Source organism: Planktothrix sp. PCC 11201 (assembly GCF_900009135.1).
GTDB lineage: Bacteria > Cyanobacteriota > Cyanobacteriia > Cyanobacteriales > Microcoleaceae > Planktothrix.
Genome location: NZ_LT797688.1, coordinates 267,393 through 288,739 on the forward strand (window position 1 = coordinate 267,393; position 21,347 = coordinate 288,739).

Below are 21,347 nucleotides of genomic sequence, written 5' to 3' on the forward strand. Positions count from 1 at the left end.
CTTGTCCTGGTTTATAAAAATCGTTTAAGTAGAAGATAAATTAACCGGAATAAAGTAGTTACAGCCACGCTAAATACAGCCATAATTAAAGGAACTGTAGTTAACATGATAGAAGGGCCTAATTTTAATAAAATAAAGTATAAAACTCCTATGGAAATTAAGGGGATAATGATAAAATCTAACCCGACTTCGATCCAACGGTGATACAGGGCAAATATTAATCCCGTGACCCCAACTAAACCAATGATTAATAAAAAAATAGGCGGGAAACTAAATACCTTAAATACAGCAAATCCTAAGCTGGCGAAAACTCCCATTTCAAACCCAATAAAGGCGGCATTCGATAACAATTCTAAGGTAGAAAAAGAGCGAGTTGTTACTAAAGGTTGAACGGGAGTTACAGAAGGAGAAATAGCAGGAGAAGGGATTGGAGGAGGTTGGGGAATGGGTGGAATTTGGGGAGGGTTTAAGGCGGTTAAAACTTGAGTAGCGGAACCAAAGCGATCGCTAGGTGTAGGTAATAACATTTTATCTAAAATATTCGCTAATTCATCGGAAACCCTAACAAATTGTTTCCAGTTCCATTGATTACTATAACTATCAAATAAATCTTGAGGATCTTTTGCGGTTAATAAGACAATACAAGTCACTGCCAAGGCATATAAATCCGTGGAAGGAAACACCGTATAACCTCGCATTTGTTCAGGGGGTGCAAATCCTAAAGAATAAATTCCGGTCGATGTACCCCCTGGACTTTGGGTGACTTGTTTAACCGCACCAAAATCTAATAAATGTAAAAGACCTTGGCGATCGCGCATAATATTAGAGGGTTTAATATCGCGGTGAATCACATCATGATCATGAACAAATTCTAAAATTTTTAGCACTTCTTGGAGAACTTCCCTAACTTCTGCTTCTGAAAATTGTCCTTTTGAATGAATTTCGGTTTCTAAATTTTCTCCATTAATATACTCTTGAACAATATAAAAAAAACATTCTGGTTTTGAGGTATGCCATCCAGGGGCTTCTAAGGGAAAATAGGCAAATAAATCAGGAATTTGGGGATGTTTATTGCCCAATTGTTCCAGAACATGAGCTTCTCTTTCAAATAAAACCTGAGCCGTTGCTAATTGTTGAGCGTTTAAATCCGATGAGGGTTTAAATTGTTTAACCACACAATATTTCAGAGTAGGAGAGCGACGATCTTTAGCTAAATAAGCTGTCCCAAACCCACCTTGTCCTAATAATCTTTCGGGGAGATAACGACCATCTAAAATTAAAGGCATTCCGCAGGTGGTACAGAATTTTTGCTGTACGGTTTTGAGGATCATTTGATCCTCTAAATCGGTAAAATTATTGCGATCAGCCCCTAAACATCCCGGACGAGTACAGTAAATTTTCATAGTGTTGCTGCTGATAAAACATTAAAATTTTAGTTTCATAGTTTTGAAGTTTTAAGATTAAGAAAATTAACAGAATATCAAGTTATCACCTACTTTATTTTTATGGGTTCAAGGTTCTAAGTCTTGAGTATCTTGAAAATCCGTAGGAGAAATAAATGTCTCAATATTAATCGGTTTTTTAGAAGAATTTGAGGAAAAATTATGGGTGTTTAATATCCAACTTTGGGCTGTAAATAAGGGTAAGATATCTCGACTAAAAGCCTCAGATGCCTTGGATTGATAGCGATGATGGTTAACAATGACTGAAAGCATTCGTTTAACAACAACATCTTCAATCACCATGCGATGTAAAACTTTCATTTCTAATTCTTTTTCAATGGCTGAAGTCGAAACAAAAGCAGCCCCTAATCCGGCTTGTACCGTATTTTTAATCGCTTCAATGGAATTTAACTCCATTTCTACTTTCAGACAGCGAGGATCGATCTCTGCTCGGATTAAAACTTGATCAATAACTTTGCGAATTGTAGACTGATAATCCAAAGAAATAAAGTCAAGTTGATACAAGTCTTCTTTTTGAATTTTGTCTAATTTAGCAAAGGGATGGGAAGGGGAAATGATTAAGGCTAATTCATCTTCAATATAGGGTTGAATCGTCAAAGCATCTTGCAATTCCGGTGGTACTTCCCCCCCCACAATAGCTAGATCAATTTGTCCATTTGCCACACTCCAAGCGGTGCGTCGAGTCGAATGAACGTGCAGTTGCACCGCCACATCGGGATATTTTTCTCGAAATAAACCAATCATCCGAGGGAGTAAATAGGTTCCGGTGGTTTGGGAAGCACCGACAATTAAGGTTCCCCCTTGGAGATTTTGTAAATCCTCAATGGCGCGGCAGGTTTCCTGACATAAACTCAAGATTTTTTCGCCATAATTTAATAAAAGATGTCCGGCTTCTGTTAATTTAGCTCTGCGTCCTCCACGATCAAATAACGGAACACTTAACTGTCGTTCTAAATTTTGGACTTGTAAACTAATAGCGGGCTGGGAAACATATAAACTATCCGCCGCCCGCTTAAAACTTCCCTCAGTTGCGATCGCTTTGAGAATGCGTAATTGATCTAAGGTAAAAGGAACATCTGTCATTGTGAGAGTGGGTAAAGAATTGAGCAAAAATAGAATCAAAAATCAGATTATTTTAGATAATTTTAACCTCAAGGGTGAAAAACAACTCGGTTAAATCAATCTGATAAAGGTAAAGCCGTGTATTCAGTTGGGTATTGAACATCAATACTATGTTTGTTAAAATCGGGGCTGGCAAACTTGGGTAAAATTTCATTTGTAAATGCCTCGGCTGCCTTGGATCGATAGCGATTCGGATTATAAATCACCGATAACGTCCGTTTGACAATCACCTGATCAATTTTAACCCTTTGCAGCACCCCCATTTGCAACTCTTTTTCAATGGCAGACGTGGAAACAAAGGCAACTCCCAACCCCGATTGAACTGCATTTTTAATCGCTTCAATCGAACTGAGTTCCATTTCTAATTGCAGATGGGTGGTATCAATTCCACAACGGGTTAAAACTTGATCAATGACTTTCCGAATGGTTGATTGAGCATCCAAACTAATAAATTTTAACGAGTATAAATCCTCTTTAAGAATAGTTTCTCGCTGGGCAAATTCATGGGATGTGGGCACAATTAATGCCAGTTCATCCTCCGCATAGGGAACAATTTCCAAGGCGGACATCAATTCCGGCGCAATTTCCCCCCCGACAATGGCTAAGTCAATTTGTCCATTCACCACACTCCAGGCGGTGCGCCGGGTGGAATGAACGTGCAATTGCACCGAAACATCGGGGTATTTTTCTCGAAATAACCCAATCATCCGGGGTAACATATACGTCCCGGTGGTTTGAGATGCCCCGATAATTAAAGTTCCCCCCCGCAAATTTTGTAAATCTTCAATGGCCCGACAGGTTTCTTGACATAGGGAGAGAATTTTTTCACCATAACTCAGGAGCAGATGACCCGCTTCTGTGAGTTGGGCGCGACGTCCCCCTCGGTCAAACAGTGGCACATCCAACTGTCTTTCTAGGTTTTGCACCTGAAGACTAACAGCAGGTTGGGAGACATAAAGACTATCGGCAGCGCGTTTAAAGCTACCCTCAGCCGCGATCGCTTTCAGGATGCGTAACTGATCTAAAGTGAATGGAAGGTCAGACATATTCCTCAACCTCGGTAAAATAAGGAAGCGTGATGACTTTTAGGATGGGGGATCAAGTTCTTTCAGCATACTGCAACGATGAAGGGTAATTGAAATTAACTTTATTATTAATGGAGAAAAGGTCAAAATGTCTGAGCATTGGCTAACATCTAGCCATTTTGTGATGTTGGGGTTACTTTTGGGGTTTGCGATCGCCCATAGTGGTTTAGCAGCCTTGCGACCTTGGGGAGAATCGAAAATTGGGGCTAGGGTCTATAGAGTTTTATTTGCTTTGGTGAGCATCCCGTTAGCCACGGTTCTAATTATCTATTTTTTTAATCATCGTTACGATGGATTACAACTTTGGATGGTGCAGGATGTGGTTGTTGTTAAACCCATCGTTTGGATCTTATCCGCAATTTCATTTATTTTTCTCTATCCAGCCACTTTTAATTTGTTAGAAATTGCGGCCATTCAGAAACCGGAAGTCCATCTGTATGAAACCGGAATTATCCGCATTACCCGACATCCGCAAATGGTGGGTCAAGTGATTTGGTGTGTGGGTCATACCTTATGGTTGGGGACGAGTTTCACCCTGTTAACTTCCCTGGGGTTGATCTTGCATCACCTATTTGCTGTGTGGCATGGTGATCGCCGTTTGTTAGCCCGTTATGGCAAATCCTTTGAAACCGTGAGATCTCGTACCTCTGTGATTCCCTTTTTAGCGATCGCCCAAGGTCGCCAAACCCTTGAATTCAAAGAGTTTTTCCGATGGGCTTATTTAGGAGTCGGTATTTTTATCCTGTTACTCTGGCAAATTCATCCCCTATTAATGCGTGCAACAGGTAACATAGACTGGTAGCATGATCCCAGGGATATAAAAACACTGATTAATAAAATTTGAGGAATGATGCTATTGTCGGTCAATGAGCAGATGTTTACTCAAGAAGTTCTGGAATCTTCTTCTCCTGTTTTAGTACATTTTTGGGCACCTTGGTGTGGACTGTGTAAGCTAATTATGCCTCAACTGCGTCAATTCCAGGAGGACTGGCGAGGCACAATCAAGCTAGTAGGTGTGAATGCGGATCAAAGTTTAAAGTTAGCGAGTACCTATCGCCTCCAAACTTTACCAACATTAATTATTTTTGATCGAGGTCAGGTTTTATATCGGCTCGAACATTTTCAAGGTCGAGAAGATTTACGACGTCGCCTTGATAGTTTTATGGTCAATTATCCGAGTTCACAACCCACCCGTCAAACCCAGGAAGTTTTGCCTTTAGAAGTTTGACGGGCTTTTTGCAGTGATTAATTAATTAACACTGTCCCGTTTTTTGATTCCCAGGCTAAGGCTTGGGAATGCTTTTAAGGGTTTAAATTCATTCATTATACCAATAAAACTAGCTAGTGGTTGCAGCTTTTTAACACACGGATTCTTTTTTTGAAAACTTTTTGCCCCATCTTCAGGGTCTAACATAACTCAATCTAGCTAAGAAAGAAGGCGGTTTTAAATGGGTAACTACCCGATTTAACGGTAAAATCCGCATTTGATTATGGTGCATAACATTCACTTGATACACTTTTTTATTTGTAATATCTAGTCCCGTTAACCAACCACTTTTTGCGTGATAAACCCCCGTATCAATTCCTAACCATCCCTGACCTTGAACTAACTGTCCCGGTTCAATACCATCAAAAGTAAAGGTAATGGTATGACCAATAATAATTAACTTGTCCGCAAAATAGGGTTTAGGGATATTATGAAATTCTCGCCGTATCCAACAAAATTCTTCCTCATTTTGTTCTTTAATTGACATTTTGGGATGCACCCCCGCATGAACCAGCCAAACATCCCCTAAATCTAAATATAGGGGTAAAGAAGCCATCCAATGCACATGATCCCGAGGAATAATTCCTAAATCTTGATAACTGGTAATCGTAGTCAGACCGCCACTATATAACCAAGCTTGCCACGCTTGGGGATTTTTCCCTTCATCGGGCAACGCATTTAACATCAGTTGTTCATGGTTGCCCCGTAAACATTGATAGGGACTATTTTTGACAAAATTAACCACTTGGGCGCTTTTCGGCCCACGATCAATTAAATCCCCCAAAAAATAAACCTGATCATTTGTACCCGGAGCAATTCGATCTAATAAAGTCATTAGCCCGTCATAATGCCCGTGTACATCACCAATAACAATGCGTCGAGTCAGCATTTTTTATTTAATTGCACACACTATAAGGTGTTCTTCAAAATAGAAATTATCGACTTAAGGCGCGAATAAAACTCTGAAGTCCAGATAAAACACCTTTTCTCGGCCGTTGGACAGTTGGCTCCACTGACGAGTCACCCCCCTGAGTCGCCTGTGCCAGAATCAGATCCAATTCATCGCCGACGGGTTTTGTCGGTTGTTCAGTGATTAACTGGTACTGTCCATCAACTTCTAACCAAACTTCCCACATTGAAGGATAACAACGTCTGAGTGCTGCACCTTCTAGGGATTTGAGGTAATAGCAAGATTCAATGGTCTTGATAAACCTTTCTCGCAACTGACGAGCAGCATATCCTATTCCTATAATAGCAATATCTTCTAGTTTTGGATTAAGTAAAATTACTGGACGATCTCCGGCTAATTGAGATAATTTTTCCATCTGAGCCACTTCCACCGCAGAAGGGGATACCACTAAAAATTGCTGATCTTCTGCTTCTAATCGAGTTTCAACCGGAGAACGAGAAGTACCTAAATCAGTGACCCGAAAAGATGTTTTTCCCCAGTCCCGACGGGCTAAAGCAGCGGCTCCGGTATCGGGAAATAAGACGACTAATTGACTATCAGGTTTCTGAATAACGGGAATAAATTCTAGGGCAATAGATTGAGCTTCTAGTTCAATTTCAGGAAAGACTAATTCGATTTGAATTAACTTATAACCATCATCTAATGCGGCTTTAGTGGCTTGTTTTGCCTGTTCAATTGCCTCGGCTAAACTATTAGGTAATTCGGGCATAATTTTAAATTTATTAATGATTAACTGTTGTTAAAAAAATGAGTGGATATCCCCCTAGATCCCCATTAAAAAGGGGGACTTTTAAGTCTATTTCCCCCCTTCTCAAGCCAGGGTTAGGGGGGATCTCAAGGTCTGTGTATAATTCCCCTAACATCGTGCTAATTCGATACGGGGAACTAAACGCTTGAGGACTTGTTTCACCACCATGGCTGTCCAATCAATATCGGCTTTGGTGGTATCCCGTCCCAGGGTAAAACGAATCCCACCTAAAGCGGTGATTTCGTCATATCCCATTGCCAATAAAATCGGACTGGGACTGAGTTTACCACTACTACAGGCCGAACCTGCACTAATACCAATTCCGGCTAAATTCAGTTGACGGACTAGGGTTTTTCCCGTTAAGGTGGCAGGGTTGATGTGTTTTGGGGCAACACAGAAACTAACATGATGGGGTAAACGATTTAAACGATCGCCTGTGGGTAATAAATACGGCACATCGGCTAATAAGTCAAATAGGCGATCGCGTAACTCCATTAACCGAGACGTTTCTGTCACCATATCCCGGGCCGCTAATTGGCAAGCTAACCCAAATCCGGCCAGGGTGGGGACGGCCTGTGTCCCAGAACGCAGTTGAAATTCCTGTCCACCTCCAGCTAATAACGGAGTTAACTGTACCCCTTCCCGCACATATAACGCCCCTGCTCCCTGGGGGCCATACAATTTATGACTGGATAGGGATAATAAATCAACGGGTAACTGCTGCATATCCAGGGGCAAACGTCCCGCTACCTGTACCGCATCGGTATGAAATAAAGCCCCATGAGCATGGGCAATTTTGCCCAGGGTTTGAATCGGTTGCAGGGTTCCCACTTCGCTCTGGCCATAAATAATCGACACTAGCACCGTATTTGGTTGAATGGCTGCCTGTAAGTCCAGGGGGTGAACACGTCCGCGACTATCTACAGGTAAGCGGGTAATTTGCCATCCCCATTGTTCCAGAAGTTTTGCGGGTTCGGCAATAGCCGAATGTTCCACCGCAGAAATAATTAAATGTTGCGGCTGGGAATATTGACGGGCGACCCCCATAATCGCTAGATTATCGGCTTCTGTTCCCCCGCAGGTAAAAATAATTGATTCCGGTGGGGCGTTAATCAGGTGGGCCACCTGTATTCTGGAGCGTTCTAAAATCATAGCGGCTCTGTTACCCCACTCATGAATACTAGAAGGATTTCCCCAATTTTCAGTCATCACCGTTTGCATTAGGGTGATCACTTCTGCACGGGGGGGAGTGGTTGCGCTATGATCGAGGTAAATTTGCATAGATTTTTATCAATCAAAAGTTGAGTTTTGTTTTCCGCAAGCACAATTAAAAATCGTTAGAATTGAGAGGATTTGAGTTAATTAATCTCCTGGTTTACAAACGTTGTAATCTTCATGAGAAAGAACTTTTTGAGGAACTAATAAATTACCGCTATCTTGACAAAGCATTCGATAATTTCGCGTTACGGGAATACTGACAATAAAACGATTATGGCGTAGTCGCTTACCTCCAAAGTCTCGATAATTTTTTTGGTCACTTAAGCCCGCTAAAATAGTCCTGGCCTTAATCACAACATAATCGGGTAAGCCTCTGAGATCAATGATATCCTGAGTAAAGGAGGCTTCCCATTCTAGTTTTTTGGTTCGTTTGTCCTCCATAGCCTGACTGTGGGAATCCTGTGTCACCTCTTGTTGATTACAACGATGACAAATTTTCCCATATCCTTTATGGCCACAGGGAAATGTCCTCTTTCGTTTTGGCATAGCACAGCAGTGAGGGTGATTCGCGCCTACAAGCTCTGAGCAAGTGCTTACGGCGCTGACAGACTGTTATATCTTTTTCCGTCGGTGACTTGGCAGAAATTAAGTTAATCTCGTCCTATTAATAGATTACCGAAAATTTGGGGTTTAAAGTCCTGTCCCATTCGACAAGCTCAGGGCAAGCCTTCTAGGACGGCTTTTTTTGTCTAGGTGTTGTCAACCTAATTTTAGTCTGCTAAGATAGTTTGCGTAGTAGGTTGCTCACGCAAATGTTTGTTCTGGAGTACAAGCTTAGAGGGAAAGAATATCAGTATCGCTCAATTGATGAGGCTTGTACAGTTATTATTAAAGCTTGATATTAGAGATATTACTCCTCAGTTAGAACCTACCCAACAATGTGTAGGTCTGGATATGGGACTAAAATATCTTTATGCTGACACCAACCAAAATGTTGTTGAATGTCCTAAATATTATCGACGAGCAGAAAAACGTTTAAATAAATTAAATAGGAGGAAATCCAAAAAATTTATCCAAGGTAAAAAACCATCTAATAACTACATTAAGGCTAGAAGAAAGTACGCTAAGGGACATTTAAAAGTAAGTAGGCAGCGAGAAGAGTTTGCTAAGAGACTAGCACTCCGTTTAATTCAGTCAAACGACTTGATAGCCTATGAAGATTTAAAAGTCAAGAACCTTGTGCGTCACCCAAAACTAGCTAAGAGTATTAATGATGCTGGTTGGTCACAATTAAGAAAATGGATTGAGTATTTTGGAGTTAAGTATGGTAGATTAACAATTGCTGTTAATCCGGCTTATACATCTCAAGAATGCTTTAACTGTGGTCAATTAATCAAAAAGTCTTTATCGGTTAGAACTCACATTTGTTCTTGTGGATATTGTGAGGATAGAGATAAAATAGCTGCATTAAATATACTCAAAAAAGCTACGATAGGGCATATCGGAAGTTGGTCGGAAGACCTAAACGCTTGGGGAGATACAACCTCTATCTGGGCTGGTAGTAATACCTGTCAAGACAAGTTGAGTCAGTGAACCAAGAATCCCCGCTCTTTTAGGGCGAGGGAGTGTCAACTGAATCATGAAGCTAGGCAATGGGCAATAGACAATAGTTATTGATTTTTTGATTGTTATCTAAAATCTCGGTTAAAAATTCATGCCCCCGAATTAAGTTTAAGGTTCATTGAAAGATAATTCATAGTGATTAGATATTATATATTAATTTCGATACACTCAAATCCGGGCTAATAAATGATCTAAAATTACGGTTGAGTTTAGGCTAAACTATTTATATCCTGATATCTATAATTTTTAAAGACTCTGTAAAATTGGTCATACGCTAGTTAAAGTTTCTGTAAATTTCCTCAACTTATTGCAGTATAAATACTTATCTAAGCAACACTATAGATATGCTCAATCTTCCTGATGTGACGATTATTTCCCAAATCTATGAAAGTGCAAACTCTCTAGTCTATAAAGCGATTCGAGAGGAAGATAATCAACCAATAATTTTAAAAGTTCTCAAAGAAAATTATCCCACTCCCACGGAACTCGCTCGTTATCGCACGGAATATGAAATTACCCAATCCTTGAATTTACCCGGAGTGATTAAAGCCTATAATTTGCAAAAATATCAAAATACTCTGGTTATGTTCCTAGAGGATTTTGGGGGAAAATCTTTGAAACTTTGGACAGAAAAACACCCGTTGACCCTCAAGGAATTTTTACAGATTTCCCTTTCTATTGCGGAAACCCTAGGACATATTCACGCAAAAAATATTATTCATAAAGACATTAATCCCTCTAATATTATTTTCAACCCCACGACCGGACAAGTAAAAATTATTGATTTTGGGATTTCTACCAAATTAACTCAAGAAAATACAACCCTTAAAAATCCTAATGTTCTCGAAGGAACTCTCTCCTATCTGTCCCCGGAACAAACTGGACGAATGAACTGTAGTTTAGATTATCGCACGGACTTTTATTCTCTTGGGGTTACTTTTTATGAATTGCTAACCCATCAACTTCCTTTTGAAACAACGGATGTCCTAGAATTAGTTCATTGTCATATTGCTAAACAACCTTTAAACCCATCAAAGATTAATTCAGACATTCCCCAAGTTGTTGCGGATATGGTCATGAAACTGATGGCAAAAACGGCTGAAGAACGATATCAAAGTGCGTTTGGAATTAAATCAGATTTAGAACAATGTCTGAATCAACTTCAGGATTCTGGAACTATATCAAATTTTGTTCTAGCCGATCAAGATATTTCCGATAAATTCCAACTTCCTCAAAAACTCTATGGGAGAGACAGAGAAATTGAGCAGTTACTCAGTGCTTTTGAGCGGGTTATATCTCACAGTGAAATGATTTTAATTGCGGGATATTCCGGTGTTGGTAAAACGGCTTTAGTGCAGGAAATATATAAACCAATTACCAAAAAACAGGGGTATTTTATTTCAGGTAAATTTGATCAATATCAGCGTAATATTCCCTATAGTGCTGTGGTTAGTGCATTTCAATTTTTGGTTAAACAACTATTAACAGAAAGTGAAGCAGAGTTAACACAATGGCGAGAAAAACTTTTAATAGCATTAGGTGTGAATGGTCAGGTAATTATTGAGGTGATTCCAGAGATTGAATTAATCATAGGAAAACAACCGCCTGTAGCTAGACTGGATGCTAATCAGTCTCAAAATCGATTTAACTTAGTTTTCCAAAATTTTATTCAAGTTTTTACACAACCCGAACATCCTTTAGTTTTATTTATCGATGATTTACAGTGGGCAGACGGTGCATCATTAAAGCTAATACAAGTGCTGATGAGAGTTAATTCATCGGGGCTATTTTTCATTGGTGCTTATCGAGATCAGGAAGTCACGTCTATTGATCCATTAATGCTAACCCTAGATAAAATAACCCAACAAGGAATTGTTATTAATCACATTTATTTATCTGCTTTAGATGAATCAAATACCGTTAAATTTATTACTGATTTAATTAATTTTGATCAAGAATCAGTAAGAGAGTTGGCTAATTTAGTGCATTTAAAAACCGGGGGAAATCCTTTTTTTATGAATGAATTTTTGAAATCACTTTATATGGAAGGGTTATTAAGTTTCGATTATCAACATTTAAAATGGAAATGGGATTTAGAGCGAATTAAAAGTCGAGATTTTACTGATAATGTGGTAGAATTTATGATGGAAAAAATCAAAAGTTTACCTGAGAGTACACAGGATCTATTGACCCTATCTGCTTGTATCGGAAATCAATTTGATTTGGAAATTTTGGCTTTGATTACCCAAAAAGAAATCGAGACAATAATCGTTGATTTATATATAGCTGTTGCAGAAAATTTAGTAACTCCCGTGGGAAACATGATCGATATAGAATTGGTTTTGGCTAAAAAACAATTTTCGCTAAAATCCCGGGAAATTCAAGAGATTAAATCCCCCGCATATCAATTTAATCACGATAGAATTCAGCAAGCTGCTTATGGGCTAATTGAAGATAGTCAAAAATATTATTTTCATCAAAAAATTGGTCAATTAATCCTGAAAAATACGACTTTAGATAGGCAATATGAGAAAATATTTGATATTGTGAATCAACTCAATTTTAGTATTCCCTTAATTTCTGACCTGTTAGAAAAACAAGAATTAGCAGAATTAAACTTGATAGCAGCGAAGAAAGCCAAGTTGTCTGCTGCCTATCAACCCGCTTTAAATTATTTACAAACGGGAATAAAACTATTAACAACTGATAGCTGGGAAACCCAATATAACTTGACACTTTCTTTATATGAAGAAGCGGCGGAGATTGCCTACTTAAATACGGATTTTACTTTGATGGAAACCTGGATTGAAATGGTAATTTCTCACGCCAAAACAGTTTTAGATAAAGTCAAAGTTTATGAAATAAAAATTATGGGTTATAACGCCCAAGGAAAATTCAAGGAAGCGATTACAATTGGATTAGAAGTCTTGAATTTACTGGGGATTCGGTTACCCAAAAATCCTGGTAACTTTGATATTTTATGGGGACTATTACGAACAAAACTAAGCCTAGGATTTCGACCGATTAATAGTTTGATTGACTTGCCAGTCATGACCAATTCTTCTGCTCAGGCAGCCATGAGAATTTTAAGCAAAATTAGCAGCACAACCTATATGTTTGCCCCTTTAATGTTACCTTTAGTTGTGTTTGAACAAGTTAATTTATCCATCAAGTGGGGGAATACTTCGGAATCCCCTTTTTCAGCCTATAGTGGCTATGGAACAATTCTTTGTGGTATTTTTGGTGATATTAATGCTGGCTATCAATTTGGTCAACTGGCTATAGCATTGGTCTCAAAACTGAATGCTAAAGATGTAAAATGTAGAACAGAATTTACAGTAAATAACTTTATAATACATTGGAAAGAACCTGTAAAAAATATATTAACTTCCCTTCAGAATGCTTATTTAATTGGACTGGAAACCGGTGATTTAGAATTTGCTTCTTATGCAACTTATGCTTACATCTGTTGTGCTTTTCTGAGTGGTTTTGCATTACCACAACTGGAGTTAGAAGTAGCAACTTATACCCAAGCTGTTCGTCAATTAAGACAAGATAGAAGTGCTGATTTAAACTGTATTTTGCATCAAGCTATTCTCAATCTAATGGAATTATCAGAAACACCGCATAATTTAATTGGACAATCTTTTGATGAACAAATAGCCATCCCCATATTTCATGATAGAAATGATCGGAATGCGATTTTTTTTCTATATTTTTTTAAATTTGTGCTTTGCTTTTTATTTGGGGAAATAGACCAGGCTATTATTAATAGTAAAATTATCCAGAATTATAATGATGGAGCGATCGCCCTGTTAAAAATAGCCCAATTCCATTTTTATGATTCCTTGGTTTGTTTGGGTTGTCATCAAAGTAAATCTGCCTTTAAACAGAATTATTTAAGAATAAAAAACAATCAAAAAAAACTGAAAAAATGGGCAGATTATGCTCCTCAAAATAACCTGCATAAATATCTGCTAGTGGAAGCCGAATTGTGTCGAGTTTTAGGTAAAGATTATTTAGCCATGGGTTATTATGATCAAGCGATTAGTTTAGCAAAAGAAAATGAATATATTCACGAAGTTGCGATCGCTCATGAACTAGCAGCTAAATTCTATCTATCCCGGGGTAAAGAAATTATCGCTAAAGCCTATATGCAAGAAGCTCGTTATTATTATCAAATCTGGGGTGCAACAGCTAAAGTCAAACAATTACAAACCAAATATCCAGATTTATTAACAGTAACTCAACGAGATATTCCTTCTAGTCAAATCACCACCACTGGCTCGAGTTCAAATCTGGATATTGCCACAGTATTAAAAGCATCACAGGCTATTTCTAGTGAAATTGAATTAGAGCAATTACTCTCCCGCTTAATGAAAATTTTAATTGAAAATGCGGGGGCGCAGCGAGGGTATCTGATTTTATCAAACCAGGGAAAACTATTCATTGAAGCGACAGGAACAATTGACAGTAAACAGGTAACGGTATTACAATCGATTCCGGTTGAAAATTTTTTAGAAATCTCCCAGGCGGTTGTCAATTATGTGGCTCGGACTCAAGAGAGTGTTGTGCTGAATCATGCCACCCAAAACAGTCAATTCAAAAATGATTCTTATATCGAAAATTATCAACCTAAATCTATTTTGTGTGTTCCCTTAATTAATCAAGGTCAATTAATTAGTATTGTTTATTTAGAAAATAATTTAACCACAGGAGCTTTTACCACCGAAAGACAAGAACTGTTAAATTTGCTCTCGGCTCAAGTTGCCATTTCCGTTGAAAATGCCCAACTCTATAAGAATATGGCACAATTGAATCGAGCCTATGAAAAATTTGTTCCCAGTCAATTTCTTCAGTTTTTAGAAAAATCTAGTATTGTTGATGTGAAATTAGGTGATAACGTCCAGTTAGAAATGTCGGTGCTATTTTCCGATATTCGGGACTTTACAACTTTAAGTGAAAGCATGACACCGGAAGAAAATTTTAAGTTTATTAATTCCTATCTGAGTCAGATGGAACCCGCTATTGTTGAAAACCATGGCTTTATTGATAAATATATTGGCGATGCTATTATGGCTTTATTTAGCGGGGATGCGGATCATGCTTTAAAAGCGGGAATTTCTATGTTAAAGCGACTGGATAAATATAATATTGGGAGACTCCAAAATAATGATCCACAATTAAAAATTGGCATTGGTATTAATACCGGATCTTTAATGTTAGGAACCGTTGGGGGACAGAATCGGATGGATGGAACTGTGATTTCTGATGCGGTTAATTTAGCCTCCCGGGTGGAAGGTTTAACGAAAAATTATCAGGTGTCTTTACTAATTACTCAACAAACCTATTCTCGGCTCAAAAATCCTTTAGACTATTGCATCCGTACCATTGATGTTGTTAAGGTTAAGGGAAAATCGGAGGCGGTGACGGTTTATGAGGTATTTGATGGGGACTCCCCCGATGTTAAGGATGGAAAGTTAGTAACCCTGCCTTTATTTACGGAAGCATTGGATCTTTATTCTCAAGGAAAATTAGCTGAAGCGGGGCAACTTTTTGCTGAATGTTGGCATCAAAATCAAGGCGATCTCGTGGCAAAAATTTATGAGAAATGCTGTCAACAGTTAATATAATAAAAAAGCCCCGATTTTTTTATGGTCGTGCATCAAGTAATGAGGATATCGTTACGGTTGGGTTTAACCCTATTGTTAGCTTTGGGTCTGGATGGTTGTGTTCAAACCCCATCCCAATCCGTCTTAAAACCCCGTTTAGAACCCCTGGTTCAAGATCCTTTAATCCAGGTTTATTTTAACCATTCGGAAGCCTCGGTTTATACTGAACCTTATCGGAATATATCTCGTTTTGGAGATAATTTAGAACAAATTATTATTGATACTATTACTCAATCTACATCAACAATTGATCTGGCGGTTCAAGAATTTCGTTTACCGAATATTGCTCAAGCATTAGTGGAACGTCATCAAGCTGGGGTACAGGTACGAGTAATTTTAGAAAATAATTATCGCCGTCCTTGGAGTCAATTTACCCCAGCAGAAATTCAGCAGTTACCTGAACAAGAAAAGGATCGATATCAAGAATTTATCTTACTATCTGATTTGAACCAAGATGGAAAAGTTAGTCCAGAGGAAAGTCCGCAACGGGATGCTTTAATCATATTAGAAAAGGCTGGAATTCCGATTATTGATGATACCGAAGATGGCTCAAAAGGTACGGCGTTAATGCACCATAAATTTGTTGTAGCAGACGAAAAAACCGTAATTGTTACGTCTGCTAACTTCACAACCAGCGATGTTCACGGAGATTTTAAAACCATAGAAAGTCTAGGAAATGCCAATAATTTATTAAAAATTGAAAGTCCAAAATTAGCAAAATTATTTTCTAAAGAATTTAACTTAATGTGGGGGGATGGAGTGGGCAAAAAAAAGGATAGTCTATTTGGGATTAAAAAAACCTTTCGTGGTGTGCAGCCTATTTTAGTTGGGAATAATCCGGTAAAAGTTCAATTTTCTCCTACTTCTCAAAAACAACCTTGGGAAAATAGCACTAATGGTTTAATCAATCAAAAGTTACAAAAAATTAATCAATCCTTTGATTTTGCTTTGTTTGTATTTTCCTCCCAAGATATTGTTAATACTTTAGAAATAAAACATCAAAATAATGTCTCAATTCGGGGATTAATTGATCCGAGTTTTGCCTATCGTTCCTATAGTGAGGGTTTGGATATGATGGGAATTGCTTTAGTTAATAAGTGTCGGTATGAAGTAGGAAATAATCCTTGGAAACAGCCGATTTCAACGGTAGGAGTTCCTAATTTATCACCAGGCGATCGCTTACATCATAAATTTGGAATTATTGATGGTAAAATTGTTATTACAGGTTCCCATAATTGGACGGAAGGCGCAAATACCCAAAATGATGAAACTCTAATTGTCATTGAAAATCCCACGGTGGGAGTTCATTTTCAGCGAGAATTTGAGCGTTTGTATCAAAATTCAGCCCAAGGGATTCCTAATTGGCTATTAACAAAAGCTGAAAAAGATCTAAAAGCCTGTGGTAATACGGTTATCTCTCAAACTGCTCCTACAAAAACAAGTTCCTCTGGTAAAATCAATCTTAATACCGCTAGTCAACAGGAGTTAGAAACCTTACCCGGCGTCGGGGCAAAATTAGCTCAAAATATTATAGTAGCTCGACAGAAAAAACCCTTTACTTCCCTAGAAGATTTAGATCAGGTGTCCGGTTTTGGGCCAAAATTGTTAGAGAAAATTAGCGATCGCGTGACTTGGTAAACTAGAATAGGCAATAGTTATTACTAGGGGCGAGTTTATCTGTGATTGGGGTGATTAACCAAGATTTAATAAAGCCCTTCAGGGCTTACTACTAATATGAATAAAATCGGTTTGCGAGGGCGTTTATTTTTATCCCATTTATTAGTAATGTTAATTGGGGTAACCTCCTTAGTGATTATTGGAAAAATATATTCTCCTCGATTTTTTGTCAGTAATTTAGAACAACTCGAAGGCCCAGGATTTCGGTTACAATATATTAGAACTCGCCTGGTCAAAGGCTTTGAAATTGCCTGGAACCGCAGCACCTTTTGGTCAGTTTTAGCTGGAACAACCGCCGCCGTCGGACTCAGTTATTGGTTAACTAAACGCATTACTAAACCCTTAACCGAAATGGAAGAAATCACCCAGAAATTTGCTTCCGGGGAATGGTCAGAACGAATGTCTCCTAATGATATTCCTGAATTAAATCAATTAGCCATGAGTTTCAATCAAATGGCGGCTAGTTTACAAAATGTAGAAAAAGGTAGACGGGAATTGATTGGTGATTTAACCCATGAATTAAGAACTCCTTTAACAATTGTTAGAGGTTATTTAGAAGAAATAGCCGATGGAAATATTGACCCCTCCCCAGAAATTTATCAACAATTAGCCAAGGAAACCAAACGTTTAGAAAGGTTAGTAAATAACTTACAGGAACTCTCAAAAGTTGAATCTGGTTATTTACCCATTCATCAAAAACCCGTTAATTTATATCCGTTATTAGTATCCTTAGTTCAAAAATTTTCTGACCAACTCTTAGAAGATGGGCCGATTATTCAGTTAGAATCCTCGCCGGATTTACCTTTGGTTTTAGCGGATTTAGATCGAACCGAACAAATTTTAGTCAACCTATTAGGAAATGCTATTCGTTATACAGAAACCGGAACTATTACTGTGAAAATAGGTTATGACTTAAATTTTTTGTGGATTGGGGTAATTGATACTGGAATTGGCATTTCTCAAGAAGATTTACCCCATGTTTTTGAACGATTCTGGCGGGCTGACCGTTCCCGTTCTCGACATTCGGGGGGAACCGGAATTGGATTAGCCATTACCCGTCGGTTAGTTGAATTACAGGGCGGAAAAATTACGGTTTCTAGTCATTTAGGAAAAGGGAGTATGTTTAAATTTTCACTTCCCCTAGCCAAATAAACCATAGGTTATGACAATTCTCGATTTTTATTTATCATTCCGTCATTTTTGTCAAGAGTATAATTTACATATTTATGTATCAATATAAGTTTTAACATCCGTATTTTTACTGAGGAAAAGTTTCCGAAATTGAATTAATAAAAACTGAAGCTAATCAATAGGAAATCTATCTTGCTAACTGAGAACAATAAGGTTAAGTTAAAGTAAAGATGGAGATCAGCCATTTTGGGAGATTCAAAGTTGACAAATCCTCTTCAATGAGAATTGTTAATCCTATTTCCTAAAAACTTCCTATCAAAACTCAAAAAAAGTTGATCATGGATTACTTAAAGTGGAATAATCTGATTGGGGCTCATTTCTTCAACGAAGAACGGACAGGGTACAACGTCTATCTCTACGTTACAGAAGAACTGATTAATAATTTAGGATCTAATTATCAAGTTGATTGTCAAGACTTTATTAGAGCTATTAAAAGAGGGTCATCTTGTTTTTCTGAAAGTTATCCCAATATTTTTCGGACTGCTTTAGCATTAAAAGATTTAGGCAGATATAAGTCTAAAAGATTAGATTATCCAGGTTATATTGGATATTTAGCATTTTTTGTTTTAGCAGCAACCCATGATGCAGATGATGATTTTGCCTCTCATAATTATTATGGAAGACTGCGAAATTTATTAAGAGATTCTGCGGATAGACAATATCCAGACTTTCGTGAAATGTTTAAATTGTGGGATGATTTAGAAACCTGGGCAAATCATGAAAAACTAGGCGAATGGGGAACTTTCAAGAAAATTACTGTTGGAGATAATCGTCATATAGCTTTCCCTCTGGGACAAACTCTATTAACTGAGGAAGAAATAAAAAACTTACCGAAAATTTTTGATGCTGCTGATTTATTGCCTAATTCTTCAATCTCTGATCAAAATTTAGCTAACTTACTGATTGAGAAAGGTAAAACAATTCTCAACAGAAGAACAATCCGATTATTAGAGTCAGGAATCAATAATGAATTTTGTCAAGCACTCCTGAATATTGTTTTAGAGGAGTTAGCAAAATGGGATGGAACAGGAGAATTTTTATCGGAAAATGGAACGTTAATTTATCTTTGTTTATTGGGATTTTACGCAAAATGGGATCGAACAGCACAATGTTTAAAGCTAAAAGTAAGATGTAAAATAGGAAAAAATTTCCCCGAAAATGGGTTATCATTTGACGACAAATATTTCTGCGAACCAGAAACCAAAAATTGGTCTACTCCTATTTCTATTGATTTATCTCAATATTGGCAAACAGGTTTTGAATTAAAATCTTCTGATCAAAAATGTAAATTTAAACTTTACCCATCTAAAGTTCGCCTCTTAATTTCAGGGAATGGCGAAGGTTTATCAGGGTTGATAGAAGATTCAAAACTTCTCCCTAATATGCCCTTTTATTTAATTGTACATCAAAGTTGTTCTCACCATATAGAACAATGGGGTAAATCTGATTGTAAAGGGTTTGAAAAGGTCACAATTAATCAAGGTTTACCTCCTGGTTGGAACTTTTATAAAGCGGATGCTGCTTTGAGAGATACGTTAAAAGAGCAATATCCTATATTGGCATTTCCAACAACAACTAAACTGAATATGATTGGGGGTATTCGTTTAGAAAAAGATAATGATTTTTTTGCTTTTGCACCTCCTAAGTTTATCCTAGAAAGCGGCAATGAATCAACTAAAATTCATGGTTATTGTAATGAAACCCTATTAAACCTAGAGTATCAAAATGGAATTTATACCTTACCATTAAATGCTCCAACAAATCAAAAAATCGAGATTAAAGTTTATGAAGGAGATAAAACGATTGCTTCACGTTCTTGGCAATTAATTGATCATTTTGAACATCAGGAACTTGCAAAAATCCAGTATTTTGATGCTGTTGGAAATTTAACTCAGGAGTCAATGGGAGTTGCTGGAGGATATTTTCAGGACTACAAACCCCCTGCTTTTCAATACAATTCTGTTGTTGCTACCAATACCGATCACAATATTATCTTAATAGGTAGAAAACCTGGGCAAATTGCTAACCCTTCAGAACAATTTAATTGGCAACCAATTTGGCAAATTAGTCACGGTTCGCGGTCTGTTAAATTTTGTGGAAATAGTGAAGCTAATTCTCAACCTCAAAATTACATTTGTACAGATTTAGAAAAATTACGAGATTGGAAAAAAGTCTTATGGAAAGAAAAAAATAAAGTTATTTCAGTTGAACGAGGGAAACGCGAACTTTGGGAAAAGTATACAAAATTTGCCCAGAAAATTAAAGCTAAAAAACCTAAATTATCTGGAAAATTGAATCGACAAAGTAAAACAATAGATTCTCCAGAAAATTGTATTCAACCTGGATACCCTGATCAATTACTTTATGTGATCTCAGTTAAACAAACAATATTGTGGCAAAAATTTAAACAGATTGTTAATTGTTTATATTTTCAAGATGATGAACAAAAGGGACAGCAACATTTAATCATCCGTTCTTTCTTAGATTCACTAGGTCATTGTGATTTTGACTTTACTGACAATAATAAAGTCTATGCTTGTCCTCCTGTTTTAGTCAGATTGCCTGATATAACTGTACCACAAGCAATTTTATCAGGGTTAAGATTTCCTGATACTTTGCAACAGTTATCACAAGTTTGTTGCTTAATGAATCCCCATATTTACTTAGAAGTAACACCACAACCAGGAAAATACAAACTCTTGCCTCAGCGAGTGTTCATTCAAACAGAAACAGAAAATGAATTAGAGGAAATTGCTACTCATTTTAACTTCGATTATAGCGCAATTCCTACTGCTTGGTCACTTGTTAATTTTTCTGGCTCCTTAGAGGATTATTTACAAACCTTGGAGTGGTCAAAAGAAGGGGAAATTAATTGGAAACGAAAAACCTTTGATCCTGAAAACTTTAAATTTACAACCGATATTTCAGTAGATTTTAATATTCGTCTAAGGGAATATATTCATCCGAAAACTCAAGTTCGCTCTTACTACTTCTGGCGAGATCAACAGTCTGCAAAAGTTGATAAAACCTGGGGAATTTATGCAGTTTTACAAGAATTACAGCAAAATGTTTTACGCTATGATCCAGATAAAGCTGTCATAGCTATTCCTGCGGGTGCTTTTTTACCCAAACTGTTAGAAAGAGCGTTAACTCTGTGTTCAGGATATATCCCCGAATATCGCAAGTTATCAGGATCACAGATCGGATTGAAAGTGTTTCGAGATATTCCCGATTTAATTGCAAATAAGTTAGCCGAGAAACTTTGTCAAACTTTACAAATACAATCCTTGGATTTGTGATAAACTCATCTT

General features: G+C 37.5%; 14 protein-coding genes. 7 read left to right on the plus strand and 7 right to left on the minus strand.

Features of this window, described 5'->3' with window-relative positions:
• Positions 1–11: 11 nt before the first annotated feature.
• The 3 genes from PL11201_RS02060 to PL11201_RS02070 all read right to left on the minus strand — a co-directional run bounded on the left by PL11201_RS02060 (position 12) and on the right by PL11201_RS02070 (position 3,631).
• On the minus strand, positions 12–1,403 hold the full coding sequence (locus PL11201_RS02060) for a serine/threonine-protein kinase (RefSeq protein ID WP_079676991.1): 1,392 nt from the start codon (positions 1,401–1,403) through the stop codon (positions 12–14).
• Between the two features lie 108 nt (positions 1,404–1,511).
• Positions 1,512–2,546 carry a LysR family transcriptional regulator gene (locus PL11201_RS02065; protein WP_079676992.1) on the minus strand — a complete coding sequence of 345 codons (1,035 nt, stop codon included), beginning with the start codon at positions 2,544–2,546 and terminating at the stop codon, positions 1,512–1,514.
• A gap of 95 nt (positions 2,547–2,641) precedes the next feature.
• On the minus strand, positions 2,642–3,631 hold the full coding sequence (locus PL11201_RS02070; RefSeq protein WP_079676993.1) for a LysR family transcriptional regulator: 990 nt from the start codon (positions 3,629–3,631) through the stop codon (positions 2,642–2,644).
• A 127-nt stretch (positions 3,632–3,758) separates the two neighbouring features.
• Here PL11201_RS02070 and PL11201_RS02075 point away from each other — a divergent pair, with 127 nt between their 5' ends.
• On the plus strand, positions 3,759–4,472 hold the full coding sequence (locus tag PL11201_RS02075) for an NnrU family protein (protein WP_079676994.1): 714 nt from the start codon (positions 3,759–3,761) through the stop codon (positions 4,470–4,472).
• A gap of 48 nt (positions 4,473–4,520) precedes the next feature.
• Positions 4,521–4,898: a thioredoxin family protein gene (locus PL11201_RS02080; protein ID WP_079676995.1), complete on the plus strand. Its 378-nt coding sequence runs from the start codon at positions 4,521–4,523 to the stop codon at positions 4,896–4,898.
• A gap of 172 nt (positions 4,899–5,070) precedes the next feature.
• On the opposite strand, the gene PL11201_RS02085 is transcribed toward PL11201_RS02080, so the two are convergent.
• From PL11201_RS02085 to PL11201_RS02100, 4 genes are all read right to left on the minus strand, one after another.
• Positions 5,071–5,826, minus strand: coding sequence for a metallophosphoesterase family protein (locus PL11201_RS02085; protein ID WP_079676996.1), 756 nt, complete (start codon positions 5,824–5,826; stop codon positions 5,071–5,073).
• A gap of 46 nt (positions 5,827–5,872) precedes the next feature.
• Positions 5,873–6,616 carry a DUF1995 family protein gene (locus tag PL11201_RS02090; RefSeq protein ID WP_079676997.1) on the minus strand — a complete coding sequence of 248 codons (744 nt, stop codon included), beginning with the start codon at positions 6,614–6,616 and terminating at the stop codon, positions 5,873–5,875.
• A gap of 147 nt (positions 6,617–6,763) precedes the next feature.
• Entirely contained in the window at positions 6,764–7,936 is a 1,173-nt protein-coding gene (locus PL11201_RS02095) for a cysteine desulfurase family protein (RefSeq protein ID WP_079676998.1), read from the minus strand.
• A gap of 81 nt (positions 7,937–8,017) precedes the next feature.
• On the minus strand, positions 8,018–8,419 hold the full coding sequence (locus PL11201_RS02100; protein ID WP_079676999.1) for a DUF7682 family zinc-binding protein: 402 nt from the start codon (positions 8,417–8,419) through the stop codon (positions 8,018–8,020).
• A 270-nt stretch (positions 8,420–8,689) separates the two neighbouring features.
• Between PL11201_RS02100 and PL11201_RS02105 the strand changes: the two genes are divergently transcribed.
• From PL11201_RS02105 to PL11201_RS02125, 5 genes are all read left to right on the plus strand, one after another.
• Positions 8,690–9,466 (plus strand): RNA-guided endonuclease InsQ/TnpB family protein, encoded by a 777-nt coding sequence (locus tag PL11201_RS02105; protein WP_200816681.1) that lies wholly within the window; start codon positions 8,690–8,692, stop codon positions 9,464–9,466.
• A gap of 374 nt (positions 9,467–9,840) precedes the next feature.
• Positions 9,841–15,129 (plus strand): AAA family ATPase, encoded by a 5,289-nt coding sequence (locus tag PL11201_RS02110; RefSeq protein WP_079677001.1) that lies wholly within the window; start codon positions 9,841–9,843, stop codon positions 15,127–15,129.
• A 21-nt stretch (positions 15,130–15,150) separates the two neighbouring features.
• Positions 15,151–16,806, plus strand: a complete 1,656-nt coding sequence (locus PL11201_RS02115) for a DUF655 domain-containing protein (protein ID WP_144017647.1) — start codon at positions 15,151–15,153, stop codon at positions 16,804–16,806.
• 96 nt (positions 16,807–16,902) lie between these two features.
• Entirely contained in the window at positions 16,903–17,997 is a 1,095-nt protein-coding gene (locus PL11201_RS02120; RefSeq protein WP_079677002.1) for a sensor histidine kinase, read from the plus strand.
• 317 nt (positions 17,998–18,314) lie between these two features.
• Positions 18,315–21,335, plus strand: a complete 3,021-nt coding sequence (locus tag PL11201_RS02125; RefSeq protein ID WP_079677003.1) for a hypothetical protein — start codon at positions 18,315–18,317, stop codon at positions 21,333–21,335.
• Positions 21,336–21,347 lie beyond the last annotated feature (12 nt).